This is a genomic window from Desulfovibrio inopinatus DSM 10711 (genome assembly GCF_000429305.1).
Taxonomy (GTDB): domain Bacteria; phylum Desulfobacterota; class Desulfovibrionia; order Desulfovibrionales; family Desulfovibrionaceae; genus Alteridesulfovibrio; species Alteridesulfovibrio inopinatus.
On the sequence record NZ_AUBP01000001.1, the window covers coordinates 207611 to 222343 of the forward strand.

10 protein-coding genes are annotated in these 14733 nt (G+C 47.6%); 4 read left to right on the top strand and 6 right to left on the bottom strand.

Annotation, left to right across the window (positions count from 1 at the left end):
- The first annotated feature begins 65 nt into the window (after positions 1 to 65).
- Complete coding sequence (gene gspD / locus G451_RS26785; RefSeq protein ID WP_051260989.1) at positions 66 to 2060, top strand: type II secretion system secretin GspD; 1995 nt, start codon at positions 66 to 68, stop codon at positions 2058 to 2060.
- Positions 2061 to 2129: 69 nt separating this feature from the next.
- Here the strand turns inward: gspD and G451_RS0100905 are convergent, their stop codons facing one another.
- A complete protein-coding gene (locus G451_RS0100905) occupies positions 2130 to 2933 on the bottom strand; it encodes an SPOR domain-containing protein (RefSeq protein ID WP_027182788.1) in 804 nt (267 codons plus the stop codon).
- Complete coding sequence (locus tag G451_RS0100910; protein WP_084448292.1) at positions 2930 to 4267, bottom strand: MFS transporter; 1338 nt, start codon at positions 4265 to 4267, stop codon at positions 2930 to 2932. Before G451_RS0100910 ends, G451_RS0100905 begins: the two co-directional genes overlap by 4 nt.
- Before the next feature lie 1169 nt (positions 4268 to 5436).
- Here G451_RS0100910 and G451_RS0100915 point away from each other — a divergent pair.
- The 3 genes from G451_RS0100915 (at position 5437) to G451_RS26790 (ending at position 8753) form a co-directional block, all read left to right on the top strand.
- Entirely contained in the window at positions 5437 to 6240 is an 804-nt protein-coding gene (locus G451_RS0100915) for an ATP-binding protein (protein WP_027182790.1), read from the top strand.
- Between the two features lie 79 nt (positions 6241 to 6319).
- Positions 6320 to 7078: an Hpt domain-containing protein gene (locus G451_RS0100920; RefSeq protein WP_027182791.1), complete on the top strand. Its 759-nt coding sequence runs from the start codon at positions 6320 to 6322 to the stop codon at positions 7076 to 7078.
- The gene (locus tag G451_RS26790) at positions 7068 to 8753 is read left to right on the top strand and encodes a chemotaxis protein CheA (RefSeq protein WP_027182792.1); all 1686 of its coding nucleotides are present in this window, start codon (positions 7068 to 7070) and stop codon (positions 8751 to 8753) included. The genes G451_RS0100920 and G451_RS26790 overlap by 11 nt, the downstream gene beginning before the upstream one ends.
- A 27-nt stretch (positions 8754 to 8780) precedes the next feature.
- Here G451_RS26790 and G451_RS0100930 read toward each other — a convergent pair whose 3' ends face one another.
- The 4 genes from G451_RS0100930 to G451_RS0100945 are packed head-to-tail and all read right to left on the bottom strand — an operon-like array spanning position 8781 to position 14722.
- The gene (locus tag G451_RS0100930; protein ID WP_027182793.1) at positions 8781 to 9932 is read right to left on the bottom strand and encodes a PP2C family protein-serine/threonine phosphatase; all 1152 of its coding nucleotides are present in this window, start codon (positions 9930 to 9932) and stop codon (positions 8781 to 8783) included.
- Positions 9925 to 12882 carry a PAS domain-containing sensor histidine kinase gene (locus G451_RS0100935; RefSeq protein ID WP_084448293.1) on the bottom strand — a complete coding sequence of 986 codons (2958 nt, stop codon included), beginning with the start codon at positions 12880 to 12882 and terminating at the stop codon, positions 9925 to 9927. Before G451_RS0100935 ends, G451_RS0100930 begins: the two co-directional genes overlap by 8 nt.
- Entirely contained in the window at positions 12882 to 13604 is a 723-nt protein-coding gene (locus tag G451_RS0100940; RefSeq protein WP_027182795.1) for a type 2 periplasmic-binding domain-containing protein, read from the bottom strand. Before G451_RS0100940 ends, G451_RS0100935 begins: the two co-directional genes overlap by 1 nt.
- Positions 13601 to 14722, bottom strand: coding sequence for a hybrid sensor histidine kinase/response regulator (locus tag G451_RS0100945; RefSeq protein ID WP_027182796.1), 1122 nt, complete (start codon positions 14720 to 14722; stop codon positions 13601 to 13603). The genes G451_RS0100940 and G451_RS0100945 overlap by 4 nt, the downstream gene beginning before the upstream one ends.
- Positions 14723 to 14733: the final 11 nt, after the last annotated feature.

Here is a 14733-nt window from a genome sequence, read left to right on the forward strand (position 1 = left end):
ATCGGGGCCGGGTGTGCGACGAGGATAAATGCCTCTGTGGCAAAGCCCCTCTGGTGGAGGTTTTTGTGAATCGTACGCATCGGTTTCTTGTTTGTTTCGTTGTGGGATGCACGATGTTTCTTGGAGGAAATATCTGGAGCGGCCTTCCTCTTTCTGGGGCTGCACGTGTTTGGGCGCAGGTCTCTGCAGCACAAGGTGAGCAGACATTGAGCCTGGATTTTGATGGTGTTGATATCAAAGTCTTCATTCAATTCATCAGTGAAATTACAGGGAAGAATTTTGTTGTCGACGACCGGGTGAAAGGTACGGTGACCGTAATTTCGGCCCGCCAAATTACTGAAGACGAAGCATTTAAGGTTTTTGAATCCGTGCTTGAAGTGAATGGATATACTATTGTTCCAGCCGGAAAGTTCTACAAGATTGTGCCGGCTAAAGGTTCGCGAACGCGCAGCCTACAAACCCTGGATATGCCTGAAAATCTCAAGCCGATGCAGGACCGGATGGTCACGCAAATCTTGTCGCTCAAGCATATCGATGCCACGGAACTCCGGAAAATGTTGACTCCCATGGTTTCTCCCGATGGGCTTATTACCGACTACCCACTCTCTCGAACGATTATCATTACCGACTATAGTTCCAATATTGAGCGTCTTCTTAAAATTATTACTGAAGTCGATATGCCCACCTCGAAGGCCAAGTTAAGTATTTATCGACTGCAATATGCTTCAGCCAAAAATCTTGCCGAGCAGATCAACAAGCTTATGCAGGTGACCGTCAAAAGGGCTCAAGGTCAAGATTCGTCGGTATTCAATGTGGTGCCTGACGAACGCACCAATACCGTGGCCATTATGGCAGGAGCGGAAAATACGAGTCAGGTCGCGGAACTGATCCGTGCTCTGGATCGACCAAGCGACCGCGGTCGAGGAAACATTCGTATCTACGCTTTGGAAAATGCCGATGCGGAAGAATTAGCCAAAGTGTTGAATGAACTCGTCGGGAAGACGACGACGACCGCTGAAGGAAAAAGTGTCCAAGTGGTGACCGAAGGGACCAAGGTTGTTGCCGACAAAACAACCAACAGTCTCGTCATCACAGCCGATCCGGAAAGCTTTGCTGTGTTCGAAGAAACCATCGCCAAACTTGATGTCCCACGGAAACAAGTGTTTGTCGAAGCGTTGATTATGGAGATTTCTTCCGACAAGACGTTTAATTTCGGAGTAAACTGGAATTTTACCGATCGAAGCGATAGCCTTGGGTCTTCTGGCGAAGGGGGACTCGTCTTCGGTTCTTCGAACCCGGGAGGGTTTGTTGACCTCTTTGACGGCGGAACATTTGCTCCCCCTGCCGGTCTGGCTGTGGGGATGGTGACATTTCCCGTCCAAATAGGCGATATTATCTATACGAATATTCAGACGCTACTCAATGCGGCGAAGTCGGACAATAGTTTTAATGTCATTTCAACTCCGCAGCTTATGACCCTTGATAACGAAGAAGCGAGCATTAATGTTTCCGAGAACCGTCCATTTTTAACATCGCAGGATGTCGGGCAGAGCACCACGGATCGCACAGCCCAGCAGTTTGAATATCGAGATGTCGGCACACAACTCAAGGTGACTCCGCAGATCAATGCCGGCAATACGATCAAGCTAAAAATCTATCAGGAAACATCACGTGTGGATCAACAAGTCACCGAGTTGACTGGTCAGCTTCAGCCGACGACACGGAAACGCACGACAGAGACAACTGTTCTTGTTCGTAATGGGCAAACTATTGTTATATCAGGACTTATTTCAAAATCTTCCACAGAAGGGGTGAGTAAGGTCCCTGCATTGGGTGATGTTCCGGTTTTGGGGTGGCTCTTTAAGAACAAAAACGAGAGTAGCGATAAGACCAATCTGCTTGTCTTCATCACACCACGTATTGCCGGCCAAAGCAAAGAAGCCGACGCTATTTATTTTGAAAAAATAAAGGAATTGGAAGAGGTGCAGTTTGGTGGGCACAACGAAGGTGCCCCCATTGAAAAACCGCAAATTCTGTATAGACCGGTTTTGGGAAGCTGATCGTCGACCCCGAAAACGTTATACAACGAGAATGACGTATTCAATGTCGTGGATGATCAGGAGTGTTTCTTATTGAGGGAGGCATTCCCGCTTTTGATCCGGTTCCAGTTTTTTGGCCAAAGCCTCCATGTTCTGTTCGCGTGTGACACGTTGTATACGAGCCTTTGCTTCAGCTTCGGTGTTATACTCGCCAATCGAGACAAAGATATATTTTTGCGCATTTCCGCCTGTTATCAAACAGGCGGAAATGCCTTTCTTTTGTAAATCCTTGATCATTTTGACCGCATTTTCCCGTTTGGTAAACGCTCCAGCCTGAACAAAATATTTCTTTGTATTTTTTGTTTTTGGAGGGATTGGTTTGCCGGTTTCTTTCGTATGAGAAACCGTTTGGGCGGCGTTAGGTGGCGGCGTTTTCGGGGCTGCCTCCGCAACGAGCTGGAGCGTTTTCGATGCTAGAATGGCACCTTCTGAGACAATGAAAAACTGCCAGTCCCCTGGAGTTAAAACAGTGGGCCAATCTGCGGGGCTCGCGCTGTAGGGCGCCAGAATGGTTTGGCCTGGTAATACAGGGAGAAACCAGCTTTGTGTTTCACGTTCTCCGGAAGCGGTTGGTCGCTCCAAACGGACTTCGATCATGGTTGGCGACGTTTCCTCCGGCGACCCGTCGATAGTGAACAGAATGCCGAACGCTGCATCCGGTTTGAGCGGTATGGTATTCGTCGATCTGCTCAATGCACTGCCAGGGCCTGGCAAATGCGTTTGTGGGGGGACGATTCCGGCATCAAGAATGCGTGCAGTCGTGGCGTCAGACCGCATGGGCAGACAGAGAGAAAGGATGACGAGAAAGGCAATAAGGGGAAGAATTTCTTTCATGAGTGAGGGTGTGTTGTAGGCCGAAGGGTTTCCGACTTTATGCGTCGTAAAAAGAAAAGTCCCAGCAGGAAAAAGACGAATAGGACGAGGACAGCCGGGCGTGATGATCCTGTTACTTGGCGAATGAGTGCAAATGCAAATGGACCGAGTATCGCTGAAAATTTGTTAAAAACAGAAAAAAAACCGAAATACCCGGCTGATTCGGTTTGTGGGATAAGGGCCGCATACAGCGACCGTGCCAGGGATTGTGAGCCACCAAGAACGAGGCCCACAACCATGCCCAAAATAATATATTGGGTCGAGGTGGAGAGGACGGCGGCATACCCGGCGACTGCAAGCCAGATAACCAGCGTTAACGATAACGCACGAATCGTGCCGATACGCGCTCCTAAACGACCAAATAGCATAGCCCCCACAAAAGCGACAAATTGGATGATGAGTAAGGTTATCATGAGGGTTTGGTTGGAGAGGCCAAGCTCTTCTTTTCCATAGATCGTCGCCATGCTGATGGTTGTCTGCACGCCGTCATTAAAAAAGAAGAACGCAATAATAAATCGACGTAACGTCGGATCGGCCATAATTCGCCGTCCGTGGCGGAGCGCTTGAGCAACTTCCTGGCGGATAAGGGAACTGGTGCAGCGGCTTTCGTGAGGGGCCGTTCGTTTGTCGGGTTCCGGCAATAAAAAGAATGTTCCCGATGCAAAGGCAAGCCACCATAGGCCCGCTGATGCCATGGCCCACCCCGCCGCTTCGGTCATTGTCAAACCGAGTGCGTCATGTCCGGCGATTAACCCAAGAGCAAGTCCGAACTGCACGCCGCCACCAATATATCCCCACGCAAATCCTTTCCCGGAGACAATATCAAGTTCGTTTTGCGAAGCGATATGTGGCAAAAACGCATCATAAAACGCATTTCCTCCGTTGAAGCCTATTTGTGCGGCAACGAATAATGTTAAAGCAATGCCGACATCTCCGGGGCCGCAACGTGAGAGACCGAGAGTTGAGGCGACACCGAGCAGGCAAAATGCCATGAGGAAGCGTTTCTTCGTGTGGGTTCGGTCTGCCAATGCGCCAAGAATCGGGGCAAGGCAGAACAACATAAGAGCCGCGAACCCAACGGCAGCTCCCCAGAGGCTCGTGGCGGAGACAGTGTGTCCAAAGAGCTCAATACCTGTTGGGCCGACGATGACGCCAGCAAAAAAGGCTGGCAATACGCCCACGGCAACCGTTGTTGCATAGGCTGAATTTCCAGCATCATAGAGAAGCCACCCCAAAACGGCTCTATCGTTTGGCGATGGGATGGAAGCGTGTGGAAGTGGCGTAATCCGCGTCATAGAGCATATTTTACATGCCCACGTGGATGGAAACAAGATAGAATCCGTATTGTCGTGAAAACGTCAGACAAAAAAGAAACTCGAAAAGAAAATGGACAGTCATGATTGGCAAGGAAGTTGAGGTGTATCTCTCGTTCTACGAGCAGAAAAGAACAGAGTGTTTCTCTATAAATCTATCTTCGTACTTTTATTTTGAAAAAATAATCGCGGGGACAGTGACCTGTCCCCGCGATTTGGTTTTATTTTTTGCCTAGATGGAGTTTCTTTATTGACTCAACCCCTGAGCCTTTGGTGTATAAATTTATTTTTTTATCTCAGGCATATCCATAAAAAAACATTATTTTTTGAATTGCAATGTATACTGTATGTAAAATTTTGATTCGTATGTTACAAACATGTTTCATGAATGATCTTTTGTTGTGACAAAATGTTTTTTATTGTGAACATCTCCGTTGTGAGAGAGTGTTTACTATGCTATTTAGTGTATTTATGAATAAATAGAATGTTTATGTCTATCGTGTTGTTCTCCCTGAGTAGCGTACGTCTTTTGGTTTTGTTTTTTGTGTAACGCGGAACATATTTGCTACGACAACACATTCGAAAGAAGCCAAGTACATGTTCGTCAAGTTAAAATATATATAACAGCATCCGGTAAACTCTGCTATTAGGAAAAAGCTGATTTTTTCTCAGGAAATATCTGAATTTTCTATCAGGAGAAAACTGAACATATGGGGTTTATGCATTTGCGTGTAGATAAAGATATTTTGCATTATGAAATGAAAAACGTGATCTTGTATTGGGTAACTTTGTATGAGTGTTCTAAGTATTTGATATGTATAATAGAGTAGTTGGTATGTGAGCTTTGAACGCGGGGATGGTGTTTATGTATATATCAAATAAAAATAATAATATAAGTATGTTGCATGATGGTCTAAGAAGGCGAGATATGGCGTTTGCGTATGCGTACCTGATTGCCTTGACGCAAATAAATTGATGTGCGAAATGATTATAAATGATATATTTTTATAAAAGATATTCTTTGCACGTTCTTTTTATGATAGTTGTTACGATTTTTGGGTACGCTGTCGTAACTCTACTTAGGGGTTGAGAACATCAATTAACGTATTGATGGCAATGATCGTGTTTCTGAATAAATACAGGGGAAGAGTATGCAACTCCACCTTGTCAGCTATCGACTCCAAAACGAAGAGCAGGTCAATGCCATTATTCATGATGTTGAATCGTGGCTTTCTCACTCGTTTGAAACGGAAACGGATCGTGATCTTTTTCTTCTCGCAGTTATTGAAACGGTCAATAATACCGTTGACCATGCTTTGCCGAAAGCATCAACGGATGAAGTTAATGCCCTTTTTGTATCGGGAAAAACTTGGGCTCTTTTTGGGCTCCGAGACTGGGGGCCAGGGTTTGTTCCAAGTATCAAAGACCCCGGGACAGTGAGCGGACCCCGTGGGAGAGGACTTGGGTATATTCGAAATTTTGCAGACGTATTGCTTTTTAACAGCCAAGGAAATGAAATTGCCTTTGTCAAAGGAGTCGCCGCCATGCAAGTCGCCGCCACGAATGTTACAGCGAAACAGTCTGTTTTCCCTCCTCATGTCATGTTGTTTCATGATGTTGTTTTTTTGCAGGCAAAAATCAATATTTCTCAAGGGTTTACGGAGTTATTCGAAGCGGCTGCAACTCTTGGCAAAGGAAGAAAAGTTTTTATCGACATAAAGAACGTTCGTTTGCTGAACAGCATGGCGTGGGGTTCGATATTTGCTGAGTCGGAACATGAAGATGTTGAGAGCATTGTGCTTTTTAATGCTGGAGAGGCTATTGTTCGATCGGCTAAGCTCATGGGCCTCGATGCTCGGCATGGTGAAGTTTATGAGAAAATACAACTTATTCCGGACTGTGGCCGGGCAATGGAAGTTCTCGCTGCTGCCCTTGGGATTGAAGGCGTATCCTGAGGAGATTGCAAGGATTCGTTAACGAACAGTTCTGGCACTGTCGCATACAGTCGGTTGAACGAGGGAAGGGGGCTAGCCCATGTCGGAAAACATGATTGACGAAGAACTCTTTCAAGATTTCTTCGTGGATGTTCAAGACACCTTTTATCCTCAGGTGACGTCGGCGATGGAGGAAATTCGCGCTGGCCGACTTGACTCGGGGGTTGATGGCATGATGCGTCCTCTCCATACAATCAAGGGCACGTCTGCTTTTTTGGGTTTGTCGGAAATTGCCGATTACACGCACAAAGTGGAAGATGCTTTGAAGGCCGTGCAAGCTAAGACACAGACCGCGGAACCGACATCAATCATTCGAGCTGTTGACCTTGTTTTTAATCTGCTTGAGCGCGCTCGAAGCGGTGTTTCCCTCGATGGCGCCGGAAGACAGGCTGCGCTCACGGCTTTAGGGGGGGACAACGGTTTCGCCAAGGTCGTGAGTGATGATATAGCAGAATTATCCGTTACGACACGTAATGGCCTTGTTGTTATCACGGTCAACATGGCTCGTGTGCACCTTCCAAGTCAATATCAACCATTGTTCGATGCATTGAGTTCTGTGGAAAATGGGACACCGGTTGTGTTGGATCTGCATGCTGTACGCACACTCAGTTCTACCGTGTGGGGTGGGCTCGGTCGCATTGCCGGACGTTTGCCATTGTCTGTGGCTGCGATGAGTGAAGCATGTCGCGCGACGTATTATTCTTGGGGATTCGATCGCTTTGTTTCTCATTTCCCGGACGTTGAGACTTTTTTAAGCACCAACCAGCGGAGTGCAACGGAAGAGCGCCATGGACACTGACCGTCTCTACGAAGAGATCGAAGATCGTCTGGGAAAATTGGAGGAAGCTATTCTCTTTTTGGAATCGCAAGGGACAGGGCAGGCCAATGCAGGACATGTGCTTGCTGGACTTGGCTTGTCCCGTGCTGAAGGGCTTGGTCCACATGTTGGTATGCTTCTCGATCTGTTTGCAGACGGTGTCGTTCCCCCTGATGCTGAACTGGTCGATTCCCTCGTTGTTATGGTTGAGAGCCTCAAGCGGTTTTTGTTTGAGCTAATTAGAATGGTGTCGGGCGAGAGCCAGCCTTCGCAAGGTTCCGTCTTTTTACCGTTCTCAGGTGAACCTGTGGGGGAGAGAACATCTCACCCACAGGGGGAGGCCGCTGCCCTTTCTCCAGTCTCTCCAACAGATTCGCCTGTCGAATCGGTGCCTTCTCCTGAAATAAAGAAGCCCACAACTTTTTCAGTCGAGGGAAACTCTTCGGAGAATAATTCTTTACCCATTCGACGAGCTGGCGATGTTGTCAAAGTTGCGACCACGCACCTTGATGAACTTGCCGAGTCATTGAAAGAACTGATCATTTCAACGACCATGATTCGTGGCCATCGGTTGGTCAGCGAGCAAACCAATCGCGAGCTTTTCGATATTGTGCTCGACCAGGCTCGGTCCGTTGAAACAATGCGTCATTCCATTATGGCCATTCGTCGTGTTTCTCTTGGATCACTGTTTAATCGTATGGGGCGCCTGGCCAGGGATGTTGCCACAAAACTCGAAAAGCAGATAGATGTTGAATTTGAAGGCAGTCATGTGGAACTCGACAAAACTGTCGTAGATCGTTTGGGTGATCCATTGGTCCATCTTGTTCGCAATGCTGTTGATCATGGTATTGAGCCTCCAAATGAAAGAACGCAACAGGGTAAAGCGGAAACCGGTACACTCCGACTGATCGCAGAATTCGACGAAGAACATATTATTATTGCACTTTCCGACGATGGACGTGGATTGAATCGGGACGCCATTTTTACGAAGGCGATAGAAAAAGGTCTCGCTGTTTCCGGTCAAAATTTGGCAGATGAGGAAGTGTATGCATTCGTGATGTCCCCAGGATTTTCCACGGCAAAAAATGTTACCGATATTTCCGGTCGAGGTGTTGGTATGGATGTCGTGGGGGAGAGCGTTCGTGATCTTGGTGGACGCATAACCATTGCTAGTGCAGCTGGAGAAGGAACCACGTTTCGTATCATTCTGCCTCAAGCCCGGTCCGTTGAAGGAATTTCCGATGGAATCGTGGTCATGGTCGAAGGACAACGGTACGTCGTTGCCTCAAACTTTGTTGCCGAAGTTGCCCAACCTGAAGCTGGTGATGTCTCCATGACTGGTGGAGCAATGGAAATTTTCCGTTATCGGGGAGCCCCGCTGCCGTTGATTCGATTGCGGCGAGTTTTTCAGTGTCCGCTATCGAGCGATCCTGAAGATGAACAATCAATGATTCTTGTCGTCGATGCATTGGGACATCGTTTTGCTGTTATGGCCGATGACGTGGAAGGGGAAACCCAGGTTGTCATTCGGCCTCTTGATCGTTATCACAGCCTTTTCCAGAATCGTCTTTTTTCCGGCATGACGCTTATCGGTGAACATACCGGTTTGGCCATAGATATGGACAAACTCGTTCTGGAATGCACTGTGAACTCATGAAATTGAGCTGTATTGTAGGTTGCATTGTCACTGTGTTTTTTCGAGAATAACAAGTGTACAGTCATCGTCAGGGGACTCCATGAATGCTTCCCATTCGGCAATGATGGCTTCCCCAAACTCTTTGAGCGTTGTTTTTGAGCCAAGTTCTTTCAATCGTGCATGAAAACGAGACTCAGGAAAACCGAAGAGGTCGCCATCTGTGGACTGTGCTTCCATAAGCCCGTCAGAAAACAGGAGTAATCTGTCCCCAGGATGAAGCTCAATATGACTCGCCATGTAGGGGAGCTGAGCGACGACAAGCGGCGGCCCTCCTTCTTCAATCACTTCCACCGTACCATTTTTTCGCAGAACAAGCGGCCAAGGGAAGCCTGCCCGGGAAAGGTTAAGCCCCGGCATTTCTTCCGATTTGACAATATACACGGCGGCCACGAGGTCGTTTTCAACTAACGTACGTAAACGCTGATTGAGTTCGGCCAGAGCCGTTTCAGGACGCAAATGGCAGCAGCCCACCTCCTGCAATAATGATTTGACAATGGCCCCAAGTAAAGCCGCGGAGACTCCATGTCCCATGCAATCTGCAACGCTTAGAACAAAGCTGTCGTTAGGCAAAGTTTGAACATGGACAAGGTCGCCGTTAACGACGCTGGCGCTGCGACTGAAAAGAAAGCTGTTGTACCCGGCTTGGAGCAGGTGCTCGATCGCCTCATGTGATGGTGCAAAACTATCCTGAAGCTTTTTGGCAAGATCAAGTTCTTCCAACAATTCTTTCTGAAACTCCCGTATCTGGTCTTCAGCTTTTTTGAGCTGAATGAGCGTTTGCACCTGAGCAATGAGTTCATCAATGTCGAAAGGCTTTTTGATATATACATGCGCACCAGCCCGTAACGCGTCCACCATATCACTCGGTGCCGCTTTGGCCGTGAGCATGGCAACAGGAATGGACGCTGTTTCCGGGTTCGATTTGAGTGTGTCGAGCACCTGGCGTCCATCCATGACCGGCATCATGATGTCGAGCAAAATGACGTCAGGTTTGCGAACCGCCACCATATCCAAGGCTTGTTGGCCATCAGCGGCGGTCATGACTTCGATGTCCTCCATTTCCAAGTTCATCTGACAAACTTCACGATTCACTTCATTGTCTTCGACAACAAGGACAAGCGGTCTGACTGTATTATTCATGGGGATTCTCCTTGGTGGCAGGAAGAGTCACGATAAAGGTTGAACCTTTGTCGAGCTCACTTTCTAAACTGATAGACCCATCCATAAGATCGATAAGACGGCGGCATATCGAGAGCCCCAAGCCGACACCTTGTTTATGTTTGGTTTTTTGTAATCGCACAAAACGTCCAAAAATACGTTCTTTATCTTCTTCGCCAATTCCAACACCGGTGTCTTGAACCTCTATAGAGGCGTATTGCTCCGTCTCATCGAGAGAGGCTGAGAGATGAATATAGCCTTGCTCCGTGTACTTGATGGCATTGCTGACGAGATTGACAAGAACTTGAGTCAAGCGTTGTCGATCGGCAAAAACATGCATTGGGTCTGGGGGCAGATCAATGCGAAACTCAATGCCTTTTGTTTGCGCGGCACTCTCAAACGTGGAGATTATATCGGAGAAAATACCTGTAAGGGGAAATACCTCTGGATGAATTTCGAATTGTCCTGCCTCGATGCGTGAAATGTCCATGATATCACTGATAATGGTTGCCAAATGCCGTCCGGAGGTCACAATACTTCCCAGAGATTTGAGCAATCGATCCTGCTCCAGGCGACCCCGCACGGCAAAACGTTCGAGTGTTTGAGCCTGCCCAATAATACCGGTCAACGGTGTACGGAGTTCATGACTCATTGATGCGAGAAATTCGCTTTTGGCAAGGTTGGCCTCTTCGGCGACTTGTTTGGCCAGGATGGCTTCTTCGGCCAGGATGCGGTCTGTCACATCATGCAAGCTGATGATCCAGACGGCGTCATCTCGCCAGGAGAGTTCGATACGATTCATTTCAACAACACCATGATGATTATCAGGAAAGACAAAATTAAGTTCTCGAAAATCGGTTTCGGCAAAATTGGGGATATCGAACGGCTCTCCAAGCATTTCGCTGGGAGGTTTTCCAAAGAACTTCCCCGATGCGGGATTTGCGTACAGTACAATGCCATCTCGACCAAGAATGAACATGGCATCAGGAAGGTTGGAGAGAATAAGATTCAAACGCTCTTCGCTTGCACGTAAGCGACGCTCGCTTTCTTTGAGTTCGGATATATCGGTATGGGTGCCGACAAGACGTGTTGCCCGTCCAAGTTGATTCTGCTTTACGGCAATTCCGCGGTTGAGGATCCAGAGATAATTTCCATCCCGTGTCTTCATACGGTGTTCAATTTTGAATGTCCCTGCTGTATCGATGGTCTCGCGTATCGTCATGATCGTTTGTTCCCGGTCTTCTTCGTGGATAAGTTCGATCCAAGCTGAATATGAAGCGGGGAACGAGTACGGTTCGTAATTCAGCATAGTATAAAGACGCGGCGAAAAGTAAAATGTGGACTCAGGAATTTCCCAGTCCCACAACCCGTCACTTGCAGCTTTGAGTGCGAAGGTGAGACGTTCTTCACTTATGCGTAAGGCTTCTTGAACACTTTTTCGCATGGTGACATCGGTAATCGTGCCGATCATGCGTTTTGCTGAGCCGTTCGTATTCCGTTCCACCACTTTACCGCGCTCAAGAAGCCACTTCAAAGGGCCGCTGCGAGGGAAAAAGCGGTATTCAATTTCGAAGACATCGTCTTTTACCAGAGACTGGGACAGGATGTGCTCAACGTGATCCTGATCATCGTGATGGATTCGGGAACGCCAATTTTCTCTCTTCGGGACAACTTCATATTCATTATACCCCGCAAGCTCGAAGATCCGTGGACTCCAGAACGTTGTATCCGTATTGATGTTCCAGTCCCACACTCCTTCTTTGATGGAGTCGAGAGCCAATGTGAGACGTTCTTCACTTCGTGCCAGTGCCTCTTGCATACGTTGCGATGCCGTGATGTCTTGTTGGTGTTCAATGACAAGCATGGTCTCTCCCGAGGGGGAAAGAACAGGGTATGCATGGCAATTTCGAATGCTGCCATCGGGAAATTGAACATCTTCGAGTCGCATTTCCAGGCCTGCGTGACAAACGAGAGCAATGTCACATGCCAAACCGAATGGATTAGTCAGTGGCCTTTTGTGGTCGTGTGCTTCGTATGCAGGAATAGCTTTCCCAATAAGATTGCTATGTTCCATGGAATTCGTCATGACAAGATGCATGGAGTTATCGATAACGTGGATTGTCTCGTGAAGGGCATAAAAAACCGAAACAAGTAATTGCTGAAAGCGGGCCTGTTCTTCCTCTGCATGGTGTCGTTTTTTTATTTCTTTTTTTAAGTCATCAACAGCCTGCACCAGGCTTGCTGAGGAGCGTTTCGCTTCGCCGTATGCAATACGGGCTTCACGTAAGGCATTATTAACGGCTTGTGCGAGAATACCAAGTTCGTTTCTTTCTCCGCCATGAAGGCCTGTGGGGTTGGATGGAAAGAAATCTAAGGGTGATTCGATATTCAGATTCTGTGCTTGCTTGGCCATAAATCGCAAAGGCTTGGTGACCATCTTGTTGAAGATGAAAAGCATTGCCAATGCAACGCACATGACTTCAATGCATTGAATGAGAAGAAAGATATATGATTCATTGCGCACATCATTATAAATGTCAGACATATCAAGGGTCACAATGAGAAGGCCTATCTCGCGCGTTTCGTCCTGTAAGAGTGGAAAAGATTCAATACGCTCGTTTTCTTTGAGACGTTTTCCGGCCTCAGCCGTAAAAGTGTTATCCTCTGCGACACCGGCCCAAACAATGGGGCCTTGTCCGACAATACTGTCTAAAATCGTCTGGACCATATCGTTATTCGCTCGCCAGACTGCTTTGGTCAGAGGTGGTAACAATTTGGCCGAAGTTTGTTTGAGATAATCATTGAGCTGTTCTTGTGTAGCGCGATATTCCAGGGCATAGCGAATGGACGAAATGATAAGCATTGCCACAACGGCAATGAACATGACGTATATAAATACTCTCCAACCAATGGAATCGCGAGAGTGTAGCATCAGGGATGACCTGTCCTATCTGGATATGAATCATTTTCGTTAGACAAAATTGTTTTATATCGACCGTTGTGTTTCATTTCGAGGAGGACTTGACTCAAGGATTTAGCCAAATCGGCATGACGTTTGTTGAGCGCTACATAAACATCAACTTGTGCAATATGTGCCACCACGGTGAATCCTTCAATTTTGAGGTGCTGCCCTAAAGACAGGCCGGCATCACGACAAAAAACAGCCACATCTATGCGGCCTTTGGCCAGTAAAGCAAAAAGCGATTCTCCCGAGTCGGTCTCAACGACATGGTCATGTCCGACAAGAGGAGAGGGGTCGAAGAGCCCTCGAACATATCCGAAAACGGCTGGCCCCGGTGTTGGATTGAAAGGGGGAGGCTTGATCATGAAGGCTTCGATCGGCATGTCTTCCAATACTGCTTCTTTCACGCGAACAATATTTGGAAATCGTTTTGCGTTGTATTCAAAAAGTGTGCTTTCCCCATCAATGTGGCCGGAATCGACCTCCATGAGGCTTCGTAAAGGGGGGTATTGGATGAATTTAACGGAATACCCTAATGACTCAAGCGCCTCTTTGAGAACATTATCGGCGTTGAGAACACATTGTGGCCCCAAGATACGATTAGTAACCTGGCTGTTGAAGACAAGCGTTTCTTGAGCGTAGCCGGGAGAAGTCAAGCTGGAAATAACCAGGAGTAAGGCAAGAACGATCATTGATTCGCCTCCTGCCGGGGGAGAAAAAACATGAATGTACTGCCGACACCAAGAGTGCTTTTGAGTTCAATATGGCCGCCCATGCGATGTGCGGCACGTTGTGCCAGGAATAATCCCAACCCTGCGCCTTGATGCTGACCTGTTTCATCGAGACGGGTAAAACGATTGAAAATTGTTTGATGATACTGCTCGTCTATGCCTGGTCCTGTATCGTGAACAAAAACAATCACCTCGATGTCGTTCACTTGAAGCGAAATTCGAATTCTTCCTTTTTGAGTATAGATGATGGCGTTCTCAATGAGATGTGACAGAGCTTGATCTAAAAGCGCTTTATCTGCCACAACCATGACTTTTTCATGTTGAGTCGGGAGAATGAGTTCAAGATCTTTCTTCTCACAAACCGGGCGCATATGCTCGCCTATTTCGCGAACAATCTCGGCGATATCAATCAACTCGAATTCTATTTCTCGTGTTGCTTCGTCGTGTGACGTTTCCATAATGTCCGCCACGATAGCGCCGAGTAAAGCGATTGCTTCGGTGGCTTTGGTCAGCAGTTCATTCAATTTGTCCGGAGTGAGGTTGTCGCGTTGGAGGAGGCGTTGGATTGTTTGGAGGAGGCCGAGAGCTTGACTGATCGGCGTGCGCAGTTCATGTCCGACAAGAGAGATGAAAACGTCTTGCAATTTGGTCGTGCGTTCGGCAGCTTCCCGTGCGACATGCGCTTCTTGAATTTGTTTTTTGAGCGAGTGTTGAGCGATAGCCCGTTGAATTTTCAGATCGAGGATGTCGAAGTCAACGACAGGTTTCTCAATAAAGTCGGCGCCACCTGCTTTCAAAAATTCAACGGCGAGCGAGAGACTGCTATGGGCTGTCAGCATGATGGCGGGGGGAGCGGCATCACAAGACTCATACATATATTGAAATGCGTTAAAGCCATCGATACCTGGCATGAGATTATCCATCATGACAAGATCGAAATTTGCACAATGGCTCGGTCCTATGAGCATCGCTTCTTCACCGGAACCGAGACTGGTGACCTCATACCCGCGCGAGGAGAGTGCTTTAGTGATGGTTGTCCGTAAAATACGGTCATCGTCGATGAGCAGGAGTCTCGCCATGACTTTTCTCC